This window comes from Okibacterium sp. AC114 (genome assembly GCF_979253355.1).
The window spans coordinates 1,946,908-1,967,419 of record NZ_CEEDBR010000001.1; the positions used below are offsets into that span (position 1 = coordinate 1,946,908).

The 20,512-nt window shown below is 66.0% G+C and carries 22 protein-coding genes; 3 read left to right on the plus strand and 19 right to left on the minus strand.

What is annotated here, in order from left to right; genetic code table 11:
• Positions 1-3 precede the first annotated feature (3 nt).
• Both rpmI and infC read right to left on the minus strand, forming a co-directional pair.
• Positions 4-198, minus strand: a complete 195-nt coding sequence (gene rpmI / locus ACZ6IE_RS09090; protein WP_077052855.1) for a 50S ribosomal protein L35 — start codon at positions 196-198, stop codon at positions 4-6.
• The gene (gene infC / locus ACZ6IE_RS09095; protein WP_464607673.1) at positions 191-820 is read right to left on the minus strand and encodes a translation initiation factor IF-3; all 630 of its coding nucleotides are present in this window, start codon (positions 818-820) and stop codon (positions 191-193) included. Before infC ends, rpmI begins: the two co-directional genes overlap by 8 nt.
• Before the next feature lie 266 nt (positions 821-1,086).
• On the opposite strand from infC, the gene ACZ6IE_RS09100 reads away from it, so the two are divergent.
• Positions 1,087-1,500 carry a DUF1844 domain-containing protein gene (locus ACZ6IE_RS09100; protein ID WP_464607674.1) on the plus strand — a complete coding sequence of 138 codons (414 nt, stop codon included), beginning with the start codon at positions 1,087-1,089 and terminating at the stop codon, positions 1,498-1,500.
• Positions 1,501-1,657: 157 nt separating this feature from the next.
• Here the strand turns inward: ACZ6IE_RS09100 and ACZ6IE_RS09105 are convergent, their stop codons facing one another.
• From ACZ6IE_RS09105 to ACZ6IE_RS09130, 6 genes are all read right to left on the minus strand, one after another.
• The gene (locus tag ACZ6IE_RS09105) at positions 1,658-2,497 is read right to left on the minus strand and encodes an SseB family protein (RefSeq protein WP_464607675.1); all 840 of its coding nucleotides are present in this window, start codon (positions 2,495-2,497) and stop codon (positions 1,658-1,660) included.
• Entirely contained in the window at positions 2,481-3,227 is a 747-nt protein-coding gene (gene priA / locus ACZ6IE_RS09110; RefSeq protein ID WP_464607676.1) for a bifunctional 1-(5-phosphoribosyl)-5-((5-phosphoribosylamino)methylideneamino)imidazole-4-carboxamide isomerase/phosphoribosylanthranilate isomerase PriA, read from the minus strand. Before priA ends, ACZ6IE_RS09105 begins: the two co-directional genes overlap by 17 nt.
• Positions 3,228-3,281: 54 nt before the next feature.
• A complete protein-coding gene (gene hisH / locus ACZ6IE_RS09115) occupies positions 3,282-3,929 on the minus strand; it encodes an imidazole glycerol phosphate synthase subunit HisH (protein ID WP_464607677.1) in 648 nt (215 codons plus the stop codon).
• Positions 3,926-4,534 (minus strand): imidazoleglycerol-phosphate dehydratase HisB, encoded by a 609-nt coding sequence (gene hisB, locus ACZ6IE_RS09120; RefSeq protein ID WP_464607678.1) that lies wholly within the window; start codon positions 4,532-4,534, stop codon positions 3,926-3,928. Before hisB ends, hisH begins: the two co-directional genes overlap by 4 nt.
• A complete protein-coding gene (locus ACZ6IE_RS09125; RefSeq protein WP_464607679.1) occupies positions 4,531-5,613 on the minus strand; it encodes a histidinol-phosphate transaminase in 1,083 nt (360 codons plus the stop codon). Before ACZ6IE_RS09125 ends, hisB begins: the two co-directional genes overlap by 4 nt.
• Positions 5,614-5,681: 68 nt before the next feature.
• Positions 5,682-6,074 (minus strand): LysM peptidoglycan-binding domain-containing protein, encoded by a 393-nt coding sequence (locus tag ACZ6IE_RS09130; protein WP_464607680.1) that lies wholly within the window; start codon positions 6,072-6,074, stop codon positions 5,682-5,684.
• A gap of 257 nt (positions 6,075-6,331) precedes the next feature.
• On the opposite strand from ACZ6IE_RS09130, the gene lexA reads away from it, so the two are divergent.
• Positions 6,332-7,024, plus strand: coding sequence for a transcriptional repressor LexA (gene lexA, locus ACZ6IE_RS09135; protein WP_077052847.1), 693 nt, complete (start codon positions 6,332-6,334; stop codon positions 7,022-7,024).
• A 75-nt stretch (positions 7,025-7,099) separates the two neighbouring features.
• On the opposite strand, the gene hflX is transcribed toward lexA, so the two are convergent.
• Positions 7,100-8,665 carry a GTPase HflX gene (gene hflX, locus ACZ6IE_RS09140; RefSeq protein WP_464607681.1) on the minus strand — a complete coding sequence of 522 codons (1,566 nt, stop codon included), beginning with the start codon at positions 8,663-8,665 and terminating at the stop codon, positions 7,100-7,102.
• Between the two features lie 41 nt (positions 8,666-8,706).
• On the opposite strand from hflX, the gene ACZ6IE_RS09145 reads away from it, so the two are divergent.
• Positions 8,707-9,345 carry a class I SAM-dependent methyltransferase gene (locus ACZ6IE_RS09145; RefSeq protein WP_464607682.1) on the plus strand — a complete coding sequence of 213 codons (639 nt, stop codon included), beginning with the start codon at positions 8,707-8,709 and terminating at the stop codon, positions 9,343-9,345.
• Here the strand turns inward: ACZ6IE_RS09145 and dapF are convergent.
• The 10 genes from dapF to ACZ6IE_RS09195 all read right to left on the minus strand — a co-directional run bounded on the left by dapF (position 9,318) and on the right by ACZ6IE_RS09195 (position 20,395).
• Positions 9,318-10,196 (minus strand): diaminopimelate epimerase, encoded by an 879-nt coding sequence (gene dapF, locus ACZ6IE_RS09150; RefSeq protein WP_464607683.1) that lies wholly within the window; start codon positions 10,194-10,196, stop codon positions 9,318-9,320. The two genes, ACZ6IE_RS09145 and dapF, sit on opposite strands and share 28 nt — an antisense overlap.
• 44 nt (positions 10,197-10,240) lie before the next feature.
• A complete protein-coding gene (gene miaA, locus ACZ6IE_RS09155) occupies positions 10,241-11,194 on the minus strand; it encodes a tRNA (adenosine(37)-N6)-dimethylallyltransferase MiaA (RefSeq protein WP_464607684.1) in 954 nt (317 codons plus the stop codon).
• The gene (gene miaB / locus ACZ6IE_RS09160; protein ID WP_464607685.1) at positions 11,191-12,822 is read right to left on the minus strand and encodes a tRNA (N6-isopentenyl adenosine(37)-C2)-methylthiotransferase MiaB; all 1,632 of its coding nucleotides are present in this window, start codon (positions 12,820-12,822) and stop codon (positions 11,191-11,193) included. The genes miaA and miaB overlap by 4 nt, the downstream gene beginning before the upstream one ends.
• A 19-nt stretch (positions 12,823-12,841) precedes the next feature.
• Entirely contained in the window at positions 12,842-13,822 is a 981-nt protein-coding gene (locus tag ACZ6IE_RS09165) for a regulatory protein RecX (protein WP_464607686.1), read from the minus strand.
• 55 nt (positions 13,823-13,877) lie between these two features.
• Positions 13,878-14,933 carry a recombinase RecA gene (gene recA, locus ACZ6IE_RS09170; protein WP_077052840.1) on the minus strand — a complete coding sequence of 352 codons (1,056 nt, stop codon included), beginning with the start codon at positions 14,931-14,933 and terminating at the stop codon, positions 13,878-13,880.
• A 343-nt stretch (positions 14,934-15,276) separates the two neighbouring features.
• Positions 15,277-15,501, minus strand: a complete 225-nt coding sequence (locus tag ACZ6IE_RS09175) for a DUF3046 domain-containing protein (RefSeq protein WP_464607687.1) — start codon at positions 15,499-15,501, stop codon at positions 15,277-15,279.
• Positions 15,502-15,672: 171 nt separating this feature from the next.
• Entirely contained in the window at positions 15,673-15,981 is a 309-nt protein-coding gene (locus ACZ6IE_RS09180) for a helix-turn-helix domain-containing protein (protein ID WP_077052838.1), read from the minus strand.
• A gap of 282 nt (positions 15,982-16,263) precedes the next feature.
• Entirely contained in the window at positions 16,264-16,758 is a 495-nt protein-coding gene (locus tag ACZ6IE_RS09185) for a CinA family protein (RefSeq protein ID WP_464607688.1), read from the minus strand.
• Between the two features lie 10 nt (positions 16,759-16,768).
• A complete protein-coding gene (gene pgsA / locus ACZ6IE_RS09190) occupies positions 16,769-17,392 on the minus strand; it encodes a CDP-diacylglycerol--glycerol-3-phosphate 3-phosphatidyltransferase (protein ID WP_464607689.1) in 624 nt (207 codons plus the stop codon).
• Between the two features lie 3 nt (positions 17,393-17,395).
• A complete protein-coding gene (locus ACZ6IE_RS09195; protein ID WP_464607690.1) occupies positions 17,396-20,395 on the minus strand; it encodes an FtsK/SpoIIIE family DNA translocase in 3,000 nt (999 codons plus the stop codon).
• Positions 20,396-20,512: the final 117 nt, after the last annotated feature.

The following is a 20,512-nucleotide window of genomic DNA, read 5'->3' on the forward strand; positions in this document are numbered from 1 at the left end:
CGTCTAGTGGCCGAGAAGCTTCTTGATGTTCTTGTGGTCAGCCTTGGAAACGATCTGATCCTGGTTCAGGCGGCGCGTGCGACGGCTCGACTTGAGCTCGAGGTTGTGGCGCATGCCCGACTGCTGCTTCTTGATCTTGCCGCTACCGGTGAGCTTGAAACGCTTCTTCGCACCCGAGTGCGTCTTCTGCTTAGGCATTGTTTTCCTCCTGCTTCGCTGCCTTGGTGGCAGCTCGTTGTGCGTTGGCTTCAGCCTTCGCTTCCGACTTGTTCTTCAACGGGCCAATAACCATGACCATGTTGCGTCCGTCGATGGTGGGGGTCGACTCGATGGTGCCGAACTCCGAAACATCTTCGGCAAACTTCTGAAGCAAGCGCACACCCTGGTCGGGTCGGGACTGCTCGCGGCCACGGAAAAGGATCATTGCCTTCACCTTGTCGCCGGCCTGCAGGAAACCCTCGGCGCGCTTGCGCTTCGTTTCGTAATCGTGGGTGTCGATCTTGAGGCGGAAACGAACCTCTTTGAGGATCGTGTTGGCCTGGTTGCGCCGGGCCTCTTTGGCCTTCTGCGCAGCCTCGTACTTGAACTTGCCGTAGTCCATGATCTTCGCCACGGGGGGCTTGGAATTGGGGGCAACTTCAACCAGGTCGAGGTCAGCTTCTTGAGCCAGCCGAAGGGCGACCTCGATCTTGACAACGCCGACCTGCTCGCCGCCGGGACCCACGAGACGAACCTCGGGAACTCGGATGCGGTCATTTGTACGGGGATCGCTGATGCGTAACTCCTCTGATGAAAAACGAAAGGCTACTGAGCCAGACACGTATCTGATTCAGGCGAGAGAGAAGTTGAACCGCATCGAAGGGCGATCGGATGATGCGACACCTCTGCCGATCATCGTTTACCCATCGAGCCACACCCTGACTACCGTGCCCGAGCGGATGATCGAACCTCACGATTCGTTCTTCTGCATCGGCCTCGGCGGAGCGTTACAACCCGGTAACCTAGTAAAGCGGTCAAGCGCGGGTGGGAAAATTTCCTCTTTCGTACCGAAGATGAACTTCGGAGCCGACAGAAGTCTAGCAGAGGATGAGTGTGGAGAACAGCAACGACGGCAACGTCGACCAGGGCCAGAGCTACCAGGGCCAGAGCTACGAAGGCCAGAGCTACGAAGACGCGAGCAACCAGGCCGTCCGCGACATCGCCGACGTGGGTGCCGTCGAGGTCATCACCACCACGGCCGTCCACCTCATGAGCGCCGCGGCCGTCAAAGTCGGCCTCGCCGACGACCCCGACACCCAGACCGACCTCGACGAGGCGCGCAAACTGATCAACGCCCTCGCCGGACTCATCACCGCCGGAGCACCAGAGATCAGCGACATGCACGCGCGCAGCCTGCGCGACGGCCTGCGGTCGTTGCAGCTCGCGTTCCGCGAGGCGTCCGCGATTCCGGACGCCATCGGGCAGGGGCCGGGCGAGAAGTACACCGGGCCCGTCAACTAGTTCAGACCCGCGGCAGGAGCGGACGCCGGTCCACGCCCGGGCATCCGGCCGTCTGCGTCCGCCGGGTGCCCGTGCCCATGGGTCGTCAGCGGCCGACGCTCATCGACCAGCGCGGTTGTAGCCTCAGGTCGGGTCGAGCATTCGAGAGCTTTGCGCGTCAGTGCTCGTCGAGCGGGGTGGACGAGAGCTTGACGGCGAGCGAGTCGACGCGTGTGGCGATGACGTCGTCGGCTGCCCAGCGCTGGGCGAGACGCGCAAGCACGGCGTCGAGCTCGGGGCGTGTGAGGCCGGCCAGGAGCTCGAGCGTGACGACGACCTCCGGGCCCGCGAGCCGCGCGTCGGGGTCGCCCGCGCGCAGATGCACGTCAGTGACGGCGAGCTCGGATGCGACGCTGCGCCGGAACGACTCGAGCACGTCGGGGTCGGTGAAGCTCGGCATCCACTCGAGGGATTGCGCGATCGCCCAGACGGCCGGGCGACGGATCGCGAACTCGGTGTCGCTGACCGGGTCGAGGACGACCAGATCGGTGTGCTCGCTCGCGGCGGCCAACGCCACGCGAACGCCGTCGGCCGGCACGGGGCGCGACGTGGGGTTCCAGCGGGACATCGCGAAGACCGACGAGAACACCGGCATGACCGTGCGGCCGTCGGGGCCCTGGACCGTGACGATCGAGAGCTCCTGCGTCTTGTCGACCTTCAGACCGGTTTCGGTCTCGCCTTCCTCGCCCGCGTGGGCGACGAGCGGGATCAGCAGGCGCGATGAGCGGAACGCATCGACGACCTCGACCTCGGTGACCTCGCGCGCGCGATAACGGCGGAGCGCCTCGGCGAGATGCTCGGGGGCCGAGCCGTCGTCGGACGAGTGATCGTTGGACTGGAAGCTGCGGCCCTTCCAGGGCTGACCCGCAGAATCGGCGAGATGGTTCGAGGACGTACCGGCCGCGCCGTGGTGATGCGAGGCCGCGTGGGCGTCGTGAGGATCAGTCGGTTGCGACATCCAGCGCCTCTGCCAGCGTGAACGCGCCGGCGTAGAGTGCCTTGCCGACGATGGCGCCTTCGAGGCCGAGCGGCACGAGATCGCGCAGGGCCTGGATGTCGTCGAGGCTGGAGATGCCGCCCGATGCGATGACCGGGCGGTTCGTGCGCTCCATGACCTGCGTGAGCAATTCGACGTTGGGGCCCTGAAGGGTGCCGTCCTTTGTGACGTCGGTCAGCACGTAACGGGCGCAACCTGCGTCTTCCAGCCGTTCGAGCACGGTCCACAGGTCGCCGCCGTCGCGCGTCCAACCGCGAGCCGCGAGGGTCGTACCGCGCACGTCGAGGCCCACCGCGATCGCTTCGCCGTACTGGCCGATGACGTTGGCGGCCCACTCGGGGTTCTCGAGGGCGGCCGTGCCCAGGTTGATGCGCTTGGCACCCGTGGCCAGTGCAGCTTCGAGGGATGCGTCATCCCGAATGCCGCCCGACAGCTCGACGTTGACGCCGCGCACCTGCTTGATGACCTTGCGGATGACGGCCGCGTTGTTGCCGCGCCCGAAGGCCGCGTCGAGGTCTACGAGGTGGATCCACTCGGCGCCCTGATTAGCCCAGTCGGCCGCCGCATCGACGGGATCGCCGTAGTTGGTCTCGCTACCGGCTTCACCCTGCGTCAGACGGACCGCTTTGCCGTCGGCGACATCGACAGCCGGAAGCAACACCAGATCGGGCGTCTCGTTGAACTCGCTCATTGTTTCCCTTGCTCGATAGTGTCGGCGCGGCGTCTCGCGCACAAGCACCTGATATTAGTTGTCTTTCAGCCCGTCGATCCAATTGCGCAGCAGGCGGATGCCGGCCTCCCCCGACTTCTCGGGGTGGAACTGCGTGGCGCTCAACGGGCCGTTCTCGACCGCCGCGACGAACCGCTCGCCGTGGTTTGCCCACGTGACGGCGGGCTCGGGGAACGGCGGCTGCACCTCGAGGCTCCAGTCGCGCACGGCGTAGGAGTGGACGAAGTAGAAACGCTCGTCTTCGAGACCGGCGAACAGACGGGAGTGGCTGGGCGCCTCGACCGTGTTCCATCCCATGTGCGGCAGCACGGGCGCGTCGAGCTTGGCGACATCACCCGGCCATTCGCCGAGGCCCTCACGGTCGACGCCGTGCTCCAGACCGCGGTCGAACATGACCTGCATGCCGACGCAGATGCCGAGCACCGGACGGCCGCCCGCGAGGCGACGGTCGATGACCTCACCGCCGCGGGATGCCTCGAGGGAGTCCATGACGGCGGCGAACGCACCGACGCCCGGGACGAGGAGACCGTCGGCCTCGAGCGCGCGCTGACGATTGCCCGTCAGCTCGACATCCGCCCCGGCTCGTTCGAGAGCCTTGACCGCCGAGTGCACGTTGCCGGAGCCGTAGTCGAGGACGACGACACGCGGCTTGTCGGCGCTCACAGAACACCCTTGGTGGAGGGGATGCCGGAAACGAGCGGGTCGAGGGCCTTGGCCTCGCGGAAGGCACGCGCGAAGGCCTTGAACTCGGCCTCGGCGATGTGGTGCGGATCGCGGCCGCCGAGAACCGTGACGTGCACGGTGAGGCCCGCGTTGAACGTGATGGCCTCGAACACGTGGCGCACCATGGAACCCGTGAAGTGACCGCCGATCAGGTGCATCTCGAAGCCGGCGAGCTCCCCCGTGTGCACGAGATACGGGCGGCCAGAGATGTCGACCACGGCCTGCACGAGAGCCTCGTCGAGCGGCACGAGGGCGTCGCCGAAGCGCGAGATGCCCGCCTTGTCGCCCAGCGCCTCGCGGATGGCGAGACCGAGCGCGATGCCGATGTCTTCGACCGTGTGGTGCACGTCGATGTGGGTGTCACCCGTTGCCGTGACCGTGAGGTCGGTGAGCGAGTGCTTGGCAAAGGCCGTCAGCATGTGGTCGTAGAACGGCACGCTCGTGTTGATCGTCGACGCGCCCGTGCCGTCGAGGTCGAGGTGCAGCTCGATCGAGGACTCGCTGGTGGTGCGGCTGATGCGGGCGGTGCGGTGTGTGTCGCTCATGCGTTCGAGTTTAGTGCGGCCATGGCGTCGAGGAAGGCAGTCGTCTCGGCCGTGGTGCCGGCCGACACGCGCAGAGAATTGGGGATGCCGACATCCCTGATCAGCACACCCCGCTCGAGCAGCGCGCGGAAGGTGGCCTGCGGGTCGTCGACGCCCCCGAAGAGCACGAAGTTGCTGCCCGTGCGATACGGGTCGTAACCGAGCTCGCGCAGCCCGTCGACGATGCGGTCGCGCTGGCCGATAATCTCGTCCACCATGCGCAGCATCTCACCACTGTGGCGGAGAGCGGCAACCGCGGCCGCCTGAGTGAGGGCCGACAGGTGGTAGGGCAGGCGAACCAGGCGGAGGGCGTCGATGACCGCGGGATCGGCGGCGAGGTACCCGACGCGGACGCCGGCGAAGGCGAACGCCTTGCTCATGGTGCGGGAGATGAGGAGCCGCGGGCGGCCGGGAAGAAGGGAGAGTGCGCTCTCCTCCCCCGTGGTCGAAAACTCGGCGTATGCCTCGTCGACGACGACGATGCCCGTGCTCGCCGCGTAGACGGCCTCGATCGTCTCGAGCGACAGTGGCGTGCCCGTCGGGTTGTTGGGAGAGCAGAGGAAGACGATGTCGGGCTGTTCGCGCTCGATAGCGGCGACCGCGGTCTGGGGAGTGAGCTCGTAGCGCTCGTCTCGCTCGGCGGCGATCCATCGTGTGCCCGTTCCCGAGGCGAGAATCGAGTACATGGAGTACGTGGGAACGTAGCCCAGGAGCGAACGGCCGGGTCCGCCGAAGGCCTGCAGGATGTGCTGCAGCACTTCGTTGGACCCGTTGGCTGCCCAGAGATTGTCGGGCGACAGGTCATAGCCCAGGTAATCGGCCAGCGAGGTGCGCAGCTCGGTGAATTCGCGATCGGGGTAGCGGTTGACGCCCAGGACCGCGGCAGCGAGCGAGGCGACGATATCGGTGGCCACACCCTCGGGAATCGGATGCGTGTTCTCATTGACGTTGAGGGCTACAGGCACCGCGAGCTGGGGCGCGCCATAGGGGGTCTTGCCGCGCAGATCGTCGCGGACGGGGAGATCGTCGAGAGAAGTCACTTGCCTATTTTAGGTGACGCCACCCTCTGCTACCGCGTCCGGGAATGCCGCACTCGGCCGGCCTGCGTCTAGCTGTACTGAGTGGGGATGGCGATGCGCTGGCCGGGGACGACACTCGCCGTCTCGAGCCCGTTCAAACGCATGATGTCGGCGATCACGTCGCGCGGGTCGGCAGTAGGGGCGACCGACTCGGCGAGGTGCCACAGGGTCTCGCCCGAGGCGATGGTTTCGTAGTCGAACGCCGTGTGGCCGGTCGACGAGTTCGCGACGGCACCCCCCGCGTTCACACCGACGACGACGGCACCGATCACCAGGGGCGCGGCAACCAACGCACTGAGCACGAGGCGTCCGCGGCGGGTGATCTTGAGCCGCGGCGCAGTCGGTGCGACGCGCGGCGAAACCTGGGCGCCGAATTCGGAGATGCCGAAGGCCGTGGGGCGCTGAGCGGTTGCGGTGTACATGATGTCCTCCTGGGGTCACGGGGTCGTGTCCGTTACGAGAGCGTTCCCGACCCTCGGCCGGGAGGGCCGGGAACGAATCTCTGTTCCGAATATATCTTCGAATTTTCGAACATTCAACCTTTGATTCGAACTTTTGGGTTTCGAATTCGGCGACACACTCGAACAGATGTTTGTTCAGCCGCCCTGATGTGGATACAGTTTCGACTGATGGTTGTTACTCAACCAGGGACCACTGACATTGGTGCGACAGGAGCGAGATGACCCTCAACAAGCCGAGTGCCGACCCCGGCGAGAAGGGCGGAACGCGCCGCCGCAAGAGCCTCAGCGAGAAGCAGATCGCCATTCTCGAGGTCATCCAAAGATCTGTCAGCCAGCGGGGTTATCCGCCGAGCATGCGCGAGATCGGCGACGCCGTCGGGCTGGCCTCCCTGTCGAGCGTCACCCACCAGCTCAATCAGCTCGAGCTCAGTGGCTACCTGCGCCGCGACCCCAACCGCCCGCGCGCCCTCGAGATCCTCATCGACCTGCCCACCTCGTCACCGTCGGTCGATTTCGAGAACGCGACCCCCGTCGGCGATGCGGCCATGGTGCCCCTCGTCGGTCGCATCGCGGCCGGCGTGCCCATCACGGCCGACCAGCAGGTCGAAGAGGTCTTCCCGCTTCCCCGTCAGCTCGTCGGCAAGGGCGATCTGTTCATGCTGAAGGTGCAGGGCGAGTCCATGATCGACGCCGCAATTTGCGATGGCGACTGGGTGGTCGTACGCCAGCAGCAGACGGCCGAGAACGGCGACATCGTTGCCGCCATGCTCGATGGCGAGGCGACCGTCAAGGTCTTCCGCCAGCGCGACGGTCATACGTGGCTGCTCCCCCGCAACTCCAACTTCGAGCCGATCCTGGGCGACCAGGCAGACGTGCTCGGCAAGATCGTCGCCGTTTTGCGGGCGGTCTAGTCCTCACCGCGCTCAGATACGCGAAAGCCCCCTCGACGGTTCGAGGGGGCTTTCGCGGTGCATGGGGTATTGCCTCTACGGCGTGGCCGTCTGCTGTCGCGCGACGACGAACTCGCCCAGCTGAGCTGCGAGCTCTTCTGACACGTGCGCGTGCACTCGCGTGCCCTCTTCCTCGTAGCGCGTGTCGAGTACCTGGCCGCGTTCATGCAACGCCGCGACGAGCTCGCCGCGGTCGTAAGGCAGCACGACCTCGAGGTCTACGGCCGGCCGCGGCAGCAGGTCGGAGATGCGCGAGAGGATCTCTTCGATGCCCTCACCGGTGCGAGCGGAGGCGAAGATCGCATTCGGTTCCATGCCGCGCAGAACGAGCCTGTCGTCGTCCGAGATCAGGTCGCTCTTGTTGAAGACGATGAGCTCGGTGATGTCACGGGCCCCGACTTCACCGATGACATCCCGAACCGTGGCGATCTGGCTACCCGGGTCGGGATGCGACGCATCGACGACGTGGACGATGACATCCGAATCCGCGACCTCTTCGAGAGTGGAGCGGAACGCCTCGACCAGCTGATGCGGCAGGTTGCGCACGAAACCGACGGTGTCGGCCAGCGTGTACAAGCGGCCGTCTTCGGTCTCGGCGCGGCGCACGGTGGAATCCAAGGTGGCGAACAGAGCGTTCTCGACGAGCACACCGGCCCGCGTGATGCGGTTGAGCAGGCTCGACTTGCCGGCGTTGGTGTAGCCGGCGATGGCGACCGACGGCACCGCGTTGCGGCGACGATTGGCACGCTTCGCCTCGCGAGCCGGCTTCATGGCGATGATCTGCTTGCGCAGCTTCGACATGCGGGTGTGGATGCGGCGACGATCGAGTTCGATCTTCGTCTCACCGGGACCACGCGAGCCCATACCGGCACCCGCGCCACCGACCTGGCCACCGGCCTGGCGGCTCATCGAGTCACCCCAACCGCGCAGACGCGGGAGGAGGTATTCGAGCTGCGCGAGTTCGACTTGCGCCTTGCCCTCGCGGCTCTTGGCGTGCTGGCTGAAGATGTCGAGGATCACGGCCGTGCGGTCGATGACTTTGACCTTCACCACGTCTTCGAGTGCGCGCCGCTGGCTCGGGGCGAGCTCGGTGTCGGCGATGACGGTGTCGGCGCCGAGCGCCTGCACGATGCCGCGCAGTTCTTCCGCCTTGCCGCTGCCGAGGTAGGTGCTCGGATCGGGGTGCGGGCGTCGCTGCAGCAGGCCGTCGAGGACGAGCGCGCCCGCCGTCTCGGCCAGCGCGGCGAGCTCGCGCATGGAGTTCTCGGCGTCGCTCAGCGTGCCCTGGGAGTAGACACCGATGAGGACGACGTTCTCGAGTCGCAGCTGTCGGTATTCGACCTCGGTGACGTCTTCGAGCTCGGTCGACAGGCCAGCGACACGGCGAAGCGCCTGCCGGTCGGAGCGGTCGAATTGGTCGCCGTCGTGATTGTCGCCATTCGGGTCGGAGTATCGAGCCGTGGCGTCATCTTGGAGAGCTGCCGCACGGTTCGCGCCGAAGAGCGTGAAGCCCGCCGACGTGCTGGCGGCACTGTTGAGGACCCGCGCTACGACGTCATCGTTGCGCGCCTCGTCTTCGGGGAGCGTGCGGGGTTCATTCATCCGGTTAACCTTACTTCCTCTTCCTCTTGTAGGTTGCCTGTATGTCTAGCGATCACTACTTCACCGGGGTTCCGGAGAGCGAGTTGAAACTCCGACCGTTGTCGGTGAAGCTCGCGGGGCGGGACCTCGATCTGGTCACGGCGTCAGGCATATTCAGTCCCGATCGTCTCGATCAGGGAACCCAGGTTCTGCTGGGCAACACTCCCGAGCCGCCGCCGGGTGGCGACTTTCTCGATCTCGGATGTGGGTGGGGGCCGATTTCTCTGACCCTGGCGTTGTCGAGCCCGCATGCGCGGGTCTGGGCCGTCGACGTCAACGAGCGCGCTCTCGATCTGGTGCGTCGGAATGCCGAGAGGGCCGGTGTTACTAACATCAACGCGGTTCTGCCCTCAGATGTTCCTGACGACGTGCAGTTTCGAACGATCTGGTCGAACCCGCCCATCCGGGTCGGCAAGAACGAATTGCACGGCATGCTCGAGAAATGGCTGCCGCGGCTCGAACCATCGTCGGATGCCTGGCTCGTCGTTCAGCGCAACCTCGGTTCCGACAGCCTGCACCGCTGGCTCTCGGACACGCTGCCGGACGACTTCCACGTGACGCGCACCGCCACCGGCAAGGGTTATCGCGTGCTGCGCGCCCGCCGCTCGGGCGCTCAGTTGATCTCGAGCGACCCCGAGTAGACGAGTTCGGCGGGGCCTGACAGCGAGACGTGTTCGCCGTCCTGCGTCGGGAACATACGCACCCCGAGGGTGCCTCCGGGAACGTCGACGCGCCAGTGGTTCGGAGCCGCCTGACCGGCCCAGTGGCGCGTGGCCAGTGCAGCCGCGGCGACGCCTGTGCCGCACGAGAGAGTCTCGCCGCTGCCCCGCTCGTGCACGCGCATGCGGATGCGGGCCACCCCGTCGGTCACGAGAGGTTCGGCCGGGACCACGAACTCGACGTTTGCGCCGGCGAGCTGCTCCGGCTCGAGGTGCGGAATGTAGCTGAGGTCGGCCTGATCGAGTTCGCTGTCGTCGGCGAGAGCGACCACGACATGCGGGTTGCCGACGTCGATTCCGAGACCAGGGCGAGCGACCTTGAGGTTTTTCGCGCGCACGAGGGGCTCGTTGCCGTCGAGGCGCCACCGGCCGAGGTCGACCTGGAAACCGTTGTTCGACGCCTGGACGTCTCGCACCCCGGCACGGGTCCCGATAGCGATGGTGCTGCCCGGCTCGATCGTGGCGAGACCCTGCTCGACGAGGTACTTCGCATAGACGCGGATGCCGTTGCCGCACATCTCTGCGATCGAACCGTCGGCATTGCGGTAGTCCATGAACCATTCGGCGTCGGGATCTTCTGCCAACGCTGCGGCCCCGGCGTCAATACTCTCGGACCGGACGGCACGGATGACGCCGTCAGCCCCTACGCCGAAATGACGGTCGCAGATGGCTGCGATCTGCGCGGGGGTGAGTTCACGCTCGCCATCGGGGTCGGAGTACAGGACAAAATCGTTACCCGTACCGTGGCCTTTGGTGAAGTGCAGCGTCGACATGGGACCAGTTTATGGCGGCGCGAGCCAGCCCGGCCCCCGGGCGCCTAGATCGCCAAACGCGTCGTGATGAGCTGGATGGCCTCGCTGACGAGGTTCGGGTCGTCGTAGTCCAGCCAGTGCGCGTGCGGGTAGCGCTTGAACCAGCTGACCTGCCGTCGTGCGTAGCGGCGGGTGAGCGCCGCGGTCTGGGCCCGCGCTTCGTCGGCGGTGAGTTCTCCCGAGAGCTGCGCGAGCGCTTGCGCGTAGCCGATGGCGCGGCTGGCGGTGACGCCCCGTTCGATTCCGGCCTGCCGCAGAGAGTCTGCTTCGGCGACGAGGCCGTCGGCCCACATGCGGTCGACCCGACGGTCGAGGCGCTGGACGAGTTCCTCGCGCGGGGCTCGGAGGCCGAGAATGACGCTGGGATGCCACGGCGTGGGCTCGTCGGGCAGCGCGGCGCTCGGGGCATCCCCCGTCATTTCGGCGACCTCGAGGGCGCGCACGATGCGACGACCATTGTGGGGGCCGACACGTTCGGCGGTGATCGGGTCGATGGCGCTGAGACGTCGGTGCAACATGCCCGGGCCGACGGCTTCGAGTTCGGCTTCGAGCCGTTGTCGAATGACGGGGTCGGTGCCCGGGAACTCGAACTCGTAGATGACGCTCGAGACGTAGAGCCCAGACCCGCCGACGAGCACTGGAGTGTTTCCGCGATCGAGGATGTCTTGGATGACGTGCCGTGCAGCGGGCTGATAGCGGGCAACCGTTGCTTCTTCGGTGACATCGAGCACGTCGAGGAGGTGGTGTGCGACGCCGCGTCGTTCGGCTGGCCGCAGCTTGGCCGTGCCGATGTCCATGCCACGGTAGAGCTGCATGGAGTCGGCGTTGACGATCTCGACGTCACCGGTAGCGCCTGTCAGGCGTTCGGCTATGGCCAATGACAGATCGCTCTTGCCGGTTCCGGTCGGCCCGACGACGGCGACGAGCGGCGCGTCGCCGCGGGTAGACCTGACCGTCACCGCTGAGCGTCGTCGGGGTGGTAGATGGGCATGGTGCCCACGCCGGGGCTGGTGAGCGGTTCGCGGGAGCCGACGCGAATGGTCGGCAAGCCCAGGGAGACCGCTCCCCCGGCGGCTGAGGATGACGCGCCCGCAGCCCCACCCGTGGGTATCGGGATGCCGCAGCTGTCGGCTTGGGCTCGATCCCAGGCGTCGCCGGCGCGGGTGCGTCGCACGATGAGGGGCGCGCCGTCGAGGGAGTCGGCGATGAGGTGGAACGGAGCGGCCTGCGTGACGGTCACGGTCACGACGTCTCCGGGACGCGGGATGTCGGACCCGTCGGGCAGGTCGAAGTGCACGAGGCGTGAGTCTTCGGCCCGGCCGCTCATGCGAAGGGTTTCGGCGTCTTTCTTGCCTTCGCCGGTTGCGACGAGCACGTTGACCTGGCGGCCGATGACGCCGCGGTTTTCCTGGAGTGAGATGCGGTCTTGCAGGGCGAGGAGGCGCTCGTAGCGCTCTTGCACGATGGCTTTGGGGATTTGATCGGGCAGGGTGGCTGCAGGAGTGCCGGGGCGCACCGAATATTGGAATGTGAAGGCTGTCGCGAATCGAGCGGCCTCGACGACCCGGAGTGTCTCGGCGAAGTCTTCTTCGGTCTCGCCGGGGAACCCGACGATGATGTCGGTGGAGATCGCAGCGTGGGGCATCTTCTCGCGAACGCGGTCGAGGATGCCGAGGAATTTGCTCGACCGGTATGACCGGCGCATGGCTTTGAGGATGCGGTCGGAACCTGACTGCAGGGGCATGTGCAGCTGCGGCATCACATTGGGCGTCTCGGCCATGGCGTCGATGACGTCGTCGGTGAACGCCGCGGGGTGCGGGCTCGTGAACCGAACTCGTTCGAGCCCCTCGATCTGGCCGGCCGCTCGCAGGAGTTTGCCGAACGCCTGGCGGTCGCCGAACTCGACACCGTAGCTGTTGACGTTCTGGCCGAGCAGGGTGACCTCGATGGCTCCATCGTCGACGAGGGCCTGGACTTCGGCCAGGATGTCGCCCGGGCGGCGGTCTTTCTCTTTACCGCGCAGCGACGGCACGATACAGAACGTGCACGTGTTGTTGCATCCGACCGAGATGGACACCCAGCCGCTGTAGCTGGAGTCGCGTTTGGTGGGCAGCGTGGATGGGAACGTTTCGAGCGATTCGAGGATTTCGATCTGCGCTTCGTCGTTGTGACGCGCGCGCTCGAGAAGGTTGGGAAGCGCGCCCATGTTGTGCGTGCCGAAGACGACGTCGACCCACGGGGCCTTTTCGAGGATCGTGTTTTTGTCTTTTTGCGCCAGGCAGCCGCCGACTGCGATCTGCATGCCCTCGTGGCGCTTCTTCACGGAGGCCAGATGCCCGAGGTTGCCGTAGAGCTTGTTGTCGGCGTTCTCGCGCACGGCGCACGTGTTGATGACGACGATGTCGGCCTCGACGCCTTCGGCTCTGACGTATCCCGCGGCCTCGAGCGAACCGCTCAGACGCTCGGAGTCATGCACGTTCATCTGGCACCCGAATGTGCGCACCTCATAGGTGCGGGCACTGCCGTCGGACTTGTGGGCCGCGACGGAGGGGCTGATGTGGCGTGGTGCTTCAAGCAGGTCACTCATGATGTGACTAGCTTACGGACTAGCGAAAGCGAACGCTGGATCGGCGCCCGCGGATGATCTCGCCGACGACCGAGCGAACGACCCCGCCGGGATATCCCCGCCGCGCGAGGAATCCCACCAAGCGACGTTCCATCGTGGCGTCGTCGAGCGATGTCATCTGCGACGCGCGCTTCTCCGCAACCTCGCGCGCGGCGCTGAGTTCGTCGTCGGAGCCGATGTCTTCGAGCACCTCGTCGATCACCTCGGCGGGAATCTTGCGCGTGCTCATGAGGCGCGCGACGACCTGACGGCTCTGGCTCTTGCGTTCGTAGTGCGAGTAGCGCAGTTGCTCGGCCAACGCACGATCGTCGACATAGCCGAGCTCGCGCAAGCGCTCGAGCAGCTCATTGGCCTGATGCGCCGTGAGGTCGAGTGCAAGGCATTCAGCGAGGATTTCGGCCTCACTCATCCCCCGGCGTCGGAGCTTCTTCAAGATGGCGTTCTCGACGTCTTCGATCGACGGCGGCACCTCATCGACGAGATCGTCATCGACCACCGATGTGTCGGCGCCTCCACGCTTGCGCGCCAAACTCGCAATAGGAGCGGGACTCGCCGGGTTGGCGGGCCGTGAGGTCTCCGCCGCGGCACCGTCGGTCGATGATGCCGAACCGGCAGCATGGACGCGACCGATGACGGACGTGACCCCGGAGATTGCGCCAGCGACCGGCGCAGGATCGTCGCTTGTGTCGCCGCGCCGCACCCCGGATCGAGGGAGGCGCACGCCCTCAATCACTCCGGCGTCGCTGCGGCCATCGGTGTGGTCGTCGCTGTCGCCAGCATCGACCGAACCGGAGGCGTCGACCGGATCGAGAGCAGAACCGGCGGGATGGTTTCCCCGAGCCCGACCGTGCTCTTCGCCCCGCTTCGCCTTCCGTGATGCCGAGAAGGAGATCACCGGAGCCAGTTCGTGCTGGCCCGCATCGTTGCCGTCTGCTGGTCCTGCTGTGAATCTGACCACCATGGTGACCTCCTTCTCGCTCTACGGGTGGGTGCTGCGCGACAGTGTCGCGCAGCGATCAGGCGCCGCGGCGTGCGGTGAGCTGATCGGTCGTCTCTGCCTCTTCGAGCGGAGCAGCCCCGCCGATGCCGAGCTTCGACTTGATCTTGTCTTCGATCTCGTTGGCGATGTCAGGGTTCTTCAAGAGGAAGTCACGTGCCTTCTCCTTGCCCTGGCCGAGCTGATCGCCGCCGTAGGTGTACCAGGCGCCGGACTTCTTCACGATGGCGTGCTCGACACCGAAGTCGATGAGGCTGCCCTCTCGCGAGATGCCGATGCCGTAGAGGATGTCGAACTCGGCCTGCTTGAAGGGCGGCGCCATCTTGTTTTTGACGACCTTGACGCGCGTGCGGTTTCCCACGGCCTCGGTGCCGTCTTTCAACGTTTCGATGCGACGGATGTCCATGCGGACGGAGGCGTAGAACTTCAGCGCCTTACCGCCGGCGGTCGTCTCGGGGCTTCCGAAGAACACACCGATCTTCTCGCGCAGCTGGTTGATGAAGATGGCCGTGGTCTTGGTCTGGCTGAGGCCACCGGTGAGCTTGCGCAGGGCTTGCGACATGAGCCGCGCCTGGAGACCGACGTGTGAATCGCCCATCTCGCCCTCGATCTCGGCACGCGGCACGAGTGCCGCGACAGAGTCGATGACGACCAGGTCGATCGAGCCGGAGCGGATCAGCATGTCGGCGATCTCGAGAGCCTGCTCGCCCGTGTCGGGCTGAGAGACGAGAAGCGCGTCGATGTCGACACCGAGCTTGCGGGCGTATTCGGGATCGAGAGCGTGCTCGGCGTCGATGAAGGCGGCGATGCCGCCCGCACGCTGCGCGTTGGCGATGGCGTGCAGGGTGAGAGTCGTCTTACCCGAGGACTCGGGGCCGTAGATCTCGACGATGCGGCCGCGAGGAATGCCCCCGATGCCGAGCGCGACGTCGAGCGCGATCGACCCGGTCGGAATGACCTCGACGGGGGCGCGCTCGTCGCTGCCCAACCGCATAACGGATCCCTTGCCGAACTGGCGGTCGATCTGGGCCAGCGCGGTTTCTAATGATTTTTCACGATCTGCGGGTGAAGGCATGTCGCACTCTTTTCTCTGCTCGTTCTCGATGCGCCTGTAGGCTGTCGCGACCAAGACGGCCGGTGACAAGGCTGGAGGTTTCTCCTCGACGTTTTCGACAGTACGACCCACCACCGACATTGCGAGTGGCTCGGCGCGAACTGTGGAGAAAATCGGGATTCCGCTCTTGTGAGGAGCATAGCGCGATCCGAACGGATGTTCGAGAGATGCGTCCGGGCGTGTCGAATACCGCTTCGGTGTGCCAGCTGCACGCGACGCTCAGTCTCAGCACCAGTGGCGCGGCCGAGGAAGCTCGCCGCCGCAGAAGCGAACGCGCAGGAACGCGAGCCCGCGCGGAAGTTGTCTACGCGCGCGGAGGAGGTGTGCCCACGCCATACCAACGCTCGCGAGGCACGTCGGTGGCGCGGCAGAGCGCCAACCAAACCTCACGCGGCGGAACGCCGTCAGAGATGGCCTGATTCGCGGTGCGGGACCCGACATCGCCGAGCACGAGATCAGCGGCGAGCACACGGCCGTAACCGGCGCCGAATTCATCGGCGATCGCCTGCTTGAACTCACTCATTTTCACGACTGCAACGCTACCAACCACAGCCGACAGTCCAGACCACAGCCGACAGTCCAGACCACCTCGTTCCAAACCACGGCCGCTCTGGACTCGGTGGGGACGCAAAAACCCCGCCTGATGACAGACGGGGTTTTTGAAGCTGAGGCCGGGGCCGGGCAGTCGAGGAGGGCTGTATTAGCGAGTGACCAGATCGGCATCCAGCTCGGCGACGAAAGCGTCGGGAACCGTGTCGGGAATCGGGTCGATGCCCTCGATGACGGCGAGACGGTCGCCGACTTCGCGCATGATGGTGGAAATCGGGGTCTCGAGCGCTTCGGCAACCGAGGCGAGAATTTCGCTCGACGCCTCTTTCTGGCCGCGCTCTACCTCACTGAGGTAGCCCAACGCGACACTTGCCTTGCTCGCGACCTGACGAAGCGTGCGCCCCTTTTGAAGGCGGAAGTCGCGAAGAACGTCGCCGATCTCTTGACGAACTAAAACCATTGCAGCCTCCCTCTCTGTGCCCTGAACCTCAGGGACCAAACCACTCGTGCCCTGAACGTCAGGGACGAAACCCGTGAGCCCGTGGGCCTGGTGCCCTTTCGACCGCCGGAGCTTGCGCTTCGGGGATGGCTAACAATACCTGCTGCCGTGAAAAAAACACTAACTACGATCACTGGGCTTTTCTTGTGAATCAGTAACCTGTAACGCGACCGAAACGAGAACTATTCCGGCCTGACACGCGGGTACCGAACGGATGTCGTGTGACCGTTGGTGCCTGGCGCGTCAGAGGGACTCGAGCGCTTCTCGCAGCGCGCGCAGAGCGTGCTCAACCGTGGAGCGGCGGATCTCGTCGCGAGTTCCCTCGAGCCTCAGCGCGACGACATCCACGGCGCCGCGGATGCTGATGCCGACGAAGACCGTTCCGACCGGCTGACCGTCTTGCGGGTCGGGGCCGGCGACACCCGTCGTGCCGATGCCAACGTCGGCCGAAACGCCGTCGATGGCCGCTACGAGGCGCACGCGGTCGGCGAGCTGGCGCGCGACATCCGGGTGCACCGCGCCGTGCTCTGCGAGAAGCTGAGCGTCGACACCGACGAGCGAGTGCTTCAGGTGCGTGTCGTAGGCCACGATGCCGCCGCGAACGGCGCGTGAGGCCCCGGGCGTGTCGATCAGAGCCGAGACGAGCAGACCGCCCGTCAATGATTCGGCGGCGGCGATCGACCAGGACTTCTCGCTCAGGAGAGCGATGATCGCGGCGGAATCGGGGGCGGGGTTCATGTCGGGACGCCTACCGCGTTGCGCGGCGGCCGCGCACCTCGGTGAGCACATAGTCGATGCCGCTCGCGATGGTGAGCAGCACTGCCGCCGTCATGGTGATGACATTGAGCACGATGACCCAATCGCCCACGACCCCGGCGAGCGGGAGGAGTGCCAGGGAGATCGCGACCGCCTGCATGACCGTCTTGAGCTTGCCCATCCACGCGGCCGCGACGACATGGTCGCTCGCGAGGATCATGCGGTGCACCGTGATGCCGACCTCGCGCACAAGCACGACGGCCGTGATCCACCAGGGCAGCTCGCCGAGGCTCGACAGGGCCACCAGCGCAGCCCCCGTGAGCACCTTGTCGGCGATGGGGTCGAGGAGCTTGCCGAGGTCGGTGACCAGGTTGCGCCGACGCGCGATCGCCCCGTCGATGCCGTCCGTGGCGATAGCCAGGATGAACAGGATGCCTGCCACCCACCGCAACGTGCCGTTCTCGCCGTTATCGGCCAGCAGCAGCCACACGAAGATCGGGGCCAGAATGATGCGGGCCACCGTGATGGCGTTGGGCAGATTGAGATTCGAGGGTTTCGCGGCCGAGTCGCCGGCGGGCTGGTTGCCCCGATCGAACGATGCGTCGTGTGACGCCATGTGTTACTCCCTGCCGGTCAGCTGCCAGGCGTCTTCATCGGGTTCGCCCTCTACCTCAGGATACCCATGAGACATCCTCGCGACGGGATCGTCGTGGTAACGGTCGTCCGAATCGTCGGGGTCGGTGTCTGCCGGAGCATGGGTTGCGGATGCGGCCCCGCCGGACATGCCCGCAGAACCGCTGCCACTCGCCGAAGCCGGCGGCGTGAAGGAGGACCCAGACGGGCCGTCTTCTCCCTTGATGCGCGCCATGAGAGCGGGCAACTGTTCGGCCGTCACGAGCACGTCACGGGCCTTCGAACCCTCGGAGGGGCCGACGATGTCCCGCGATTCCATGAGGTCCATGAGACGGCCAGCCTTGGCGAAGCCGACCCGCAACTTGCGTTGCAGCATCGAGGTCGAGCCGAACTGGGTCGAGACGACGAGTTCAGCCGCCGCCAGGAGCAATTCGAGGTCATCGCCGATGTCCGCATCGATCTCTTTGCGCTCGACAACAGCCTCGACGTCTTTGCGGTAGTCGGGCCGGGCTTGCTGGGTGACGTGCTTGACGACCTTCTCGATCTCGGCCTCGTTGACCCAGGCACCCTGCACGCGAATGGCCTTGGACGTGCCCATGGGGAGGAACAGGCCATCGCCCTGTCCGATGAGTTTGTCGGCACCCGGCTGGTCGAGGATGACTCGTGAATCCGTGACGCTCGTCACGGCGAATGCCAGCCGCGACGGAACGTTGGCCTTGATCAGACCCGTGACCACGTCGACCGACGGTCGCTGCGTCGCGAGGACCAGGTGGATGCCTGAGGCGCGTGCGAGCTGGGTAATGCGCACGATCGATTCTTCGACGTCGCGCGGAGCAACGAGCATGAGGTCGGCGAGCTCATCGACGACGACGAGGAGGTATGGGTAGGGCTTGAGGACGCGCTCGCTGCCCGCGGGGAGGACGATCTCGTCATTGACGACGGCCTTGTTGAAGTCGTCGATGTGTCGGAAACCGAACGAAGCCAGGTCGTCGTAACGCATGTCCATCTCCTTCACGACCCACTGCAGCGCCTCGGCGGCTTTCTTGGGGTTCGTGATGATGGGCGTGATGAGGTGCGGCACACCGGCATAGGGCGCGAGCTCGACGCGCTTGGGGTCGATGAGGACCATTCGCACTTCGTTGGGTTTCGCCCGCATCAGCAGGCTCGTGATCATGGAGTTGACGAAGCTGGATTTACCCGAGCCCGTGCTACCCGCGACCAGAAGGTGGGGCATCTTTGCGAGGTTGGCGACAACGTAGCCGCCGCCGACGTCTTTGCCCACGCCGATCGTCATGGGGTGCGTGCTCTTGACGGCGGCGCCGGAGCGAAGCACATCACCGAGGGTGACAATTTCGCGGTCGCTGTTGGGGATTTCTACACCGATGGCCGATTTGCCCGGGATGGGCGACAGGATGCGGACCTCGTTCGACGCAACGGCGTAGGACAGGTTCTTCGAGAGGGCCGTGACCCGCTCGACCTTGACGCCGGGGCCGAGTTCTATCTCGTACTGCGTGACGGTCGGGCCTCGCGAGAAGCCGGTGACCCGCGCGTCGACGCTGAACTGGGTCAGGACTTCGGTGATGGCTCGAACGACCTCGTCGTTGGCCTCGGACCGCTGCTTCGCGGGCTCACCCGCGGCGAGCGTGGTGACGGACGGCAACCGGTAGGGGTTCTCGGGGGAATCGGTCGGCTCGGGCGTGCCGAGGCCGTCCTCGTCGAGCAGGCCTATGCTGCCCATACCGGGCAGGACCTCGGTGACACTTTCGGGCCCATCGTCGCGTAGCCCTGAGGTGCTGGGCGTCGCCGAGCCCGCTCCGGCCACGCGCTTCGAGTGCTCCCACTCGCCGAGTGCTGCCTCGGCGCGCGAGAGATCGCCGATGACGGCCGTCATGCCCTCGTCGGTGGGAAGAGGCGTGGCGGGCACGATGGGCGCGGGACGCTCATCATCGGGCCGCTCGAGCGCCGTGTCGAAGCCGCCGACGCCCCGGCCGGCTTTGCCGCCGAGCAATTCGGTGACGGCGTCGTCCGACGACGCCTCGAAGTCGGGATCTTCTTCGCGCTGGTTCTTGTTGCGGCGCCACCACGGAAGCGAATCGGTGTCGGCCGCGTCGGCGGCCTCGTCATCGTCGGATGCGGCAGCACGTTTGGCCGCGTCGCGCTCGGCGGTTTCGACGATGTCGGTGCCGAACATCCAGGCGTAGAGTTCGCGAAAGCGCTGACCCACCTTGTTGGGCGGCGTCTTCGTGATGATGAAGAGGCTGAGCAAGAGGAGCAGCGACAGGATGATGCCCGAACCGATGGGCGTGAGCAGCGCTGTCAGAGGCGCCCCGGAGAGCCAGCCGATGACGCCGCCGGCGGCCGCGAGTGCCGGCATGCCGTCGCTCGGGTTGGGGAGGGCGGAGAACGAGTGGCACAACCCGGAGATCGAGACGACTGCGAGGCCCACGCCAATGCCGATGCGGCCGTTGTCGTTGACCGAGCTGGGGTGCCGGAAGAGCCACACGGCTAGGGCGAACATGACGATGGGCATGATGAATGCCGCGCGGCCGAAGATGCCGCCGAACGTGTAAGCGTCGAGGTTTTGCGCGACGGGGTCGTTGACGCCGAACCACTCGATGACGACACCGGCGACAGCCAGAAGGAGGATGAAGAAGGGAACGCCGTCGCGGCGCTCGTCTTTGGCAAGGTTCTCGGGACCGAAGGCACGCGCGCCGCCGCCCGCGAGGTGAGCAAGCCCCATCCAGGCACGGGCGAGGATGTTGGTGCTCGGCCCCTGCTCGTCGGCCGTCGGGTAGGCGACCGTGCGCGACGAGGTGGAACGTGCCGAGGTGGAGGCCTTGGCGGCGGCCCCCTTGGCTGCCGCCCCTCCGGAACCGGATCGCGTGGATGCCGACGATTTGGTCGCCGCAGCCTTCTTGGGCGCAGATGATGCGCTGCCGCTAGCCTTCGTGCGGCCGCGGCCCGTCGGTGCTGAACTCGGAGCCATACCGTCCACGCTAGCCCGCACCACCGACGATCGCCCGTATTGACGCGGCCGGTCGGGCATCACGAACGGATCGACCGCCACGTGCGGGGGCCTAGAGACCGGCCGGGCGCACGACGA

What these genes read in the sequence shown, in the direction of transcription:
- rpmI (WP_077052855.1), bottom strand. Translation starts at nt 198, where the DNA reads ATGCCTAAGCAGAAGACGCACTCGGGTGCGAAGAAGCGTTTCAAGCTC.
- ACZ6IE_RS09100 (WP_464607674.1), top strand. Translation starts at nt 1,087, where the DNA reads ATGAGTGTGGAGAACAGCAACGACGGCAACGTCGACCAGGGCCAGAGC.
- ACZ6IE_RS09105 (WP_464607675.1), bottom strand. Translation starts at nt 2,497, where the DNA reads ATGTCGCAACCGACTGATCCTCACGACGCCCACGCGGCCTCGCATCAC.
- priA (WP_464607676.1), bottom strand. Translation starts at nt 3,227, where the DNA reads ATGAGCGAGTTCAACGAGACGCCCGATCTGGTGTTGCTTCCGGCTGTC.
- hisB (WP_464607678.1), bottom strand. Translation starts at nt 4,534, where the DNA reads ATGAGCGACACACACCGCACCGCCCGCATCAGCCGCACCACCAGCGAG.
- ACZ6IE_RS09130 (WP_464607680.1), bottom strand. Translation starts at nt 6,074, where the DNA reads ATGTACACCGCAACCGCTCAGCGCCCCACGGCCTTCGGCATCTCCGAA.
- lexA (WP_077052847.1), top strand. Translation starts at nt 6,332, where the DNA reads ATGACCCTCAACAAGCCGAGTGCCGACCCCGGCGAGAAGGGCGGAACG.
- hflX (WP_464607681.1), bottom strand. Translation starts at nt 8,665, where the DNA reads ATGAATGAACCCCGCACGCTCCCCGAAGACGAGGCGCGCAACGATGAC.
- ACZ6IE_RS09145 (WP_464607682.1), top strand. Translation starts at nt 8,707, where the DNA reads ATGTCTAGCGATCACTACTTCACCGGGGTTCCGGAGAGCGAGTTGAAA.
- dapF (WP_464607683.1), bottom strand. Translation starts at nt 10,196, where the DNA reads ATGTCGACGCTGCACTTCACCAAAGGCCACGGTACGGGTAACGATTTT.
- miaB (WP_464607685.1), bottom strand. Translation starts at nt 12,822, where the DNA reads ATGAGTGACCTGCTTGAAGCACCACGCCACATCAGCCCCTCCGTCGCG.
- ACZ6IE_RS09165 (WP_464607686.1), bottom strand. Translation starts at nt 13,822, where the DNA reads ATGGTGGTCAGATTCACAGCAGGACCAGCAGACGGCAACGATGCGGGC.
- recA (WP_077052840.1), bottom strand. Translation starts at nt 14,933, where the DNA reads ATGCCTTCACCCGCAGATCGTGAAAAATCATTAGAAACCGCGCTGGCC.
- ACZ6IE_RS09180 (WP_077052838.1), bottom strand. Translation starts at nt 15,981, where the DNA reads ATGGTTTTAGTTCGTCAAGAGATCGGCGACGTTCTTCGCGACTTCCGC.
- ACZ6IE_RS09185 (WP_464607688.1), bottom strand. Translation starts at nt 16,758, where the DNA reads ATGAACCCCGCCCCCGATTCCGCCGCGATCATCGCTCTCCTGAGCGAG.
- pgsA (WP_464607689.1), bottom strand. Translation starts at nt 17,392, where the DNA reads ATGGCGTCACACGACGCATCGTTCGATCGGGGCAACCAGCCCGCCGGC.
- ACZ6IE_RS09195 (WP_464607690.1), bottom strand. Translation starts at nt 20,395, where the DNA reads ATGGCTCCGAGTTCAGCACCGACGGGCCGCGGCCGCACGAAGGCTAGC.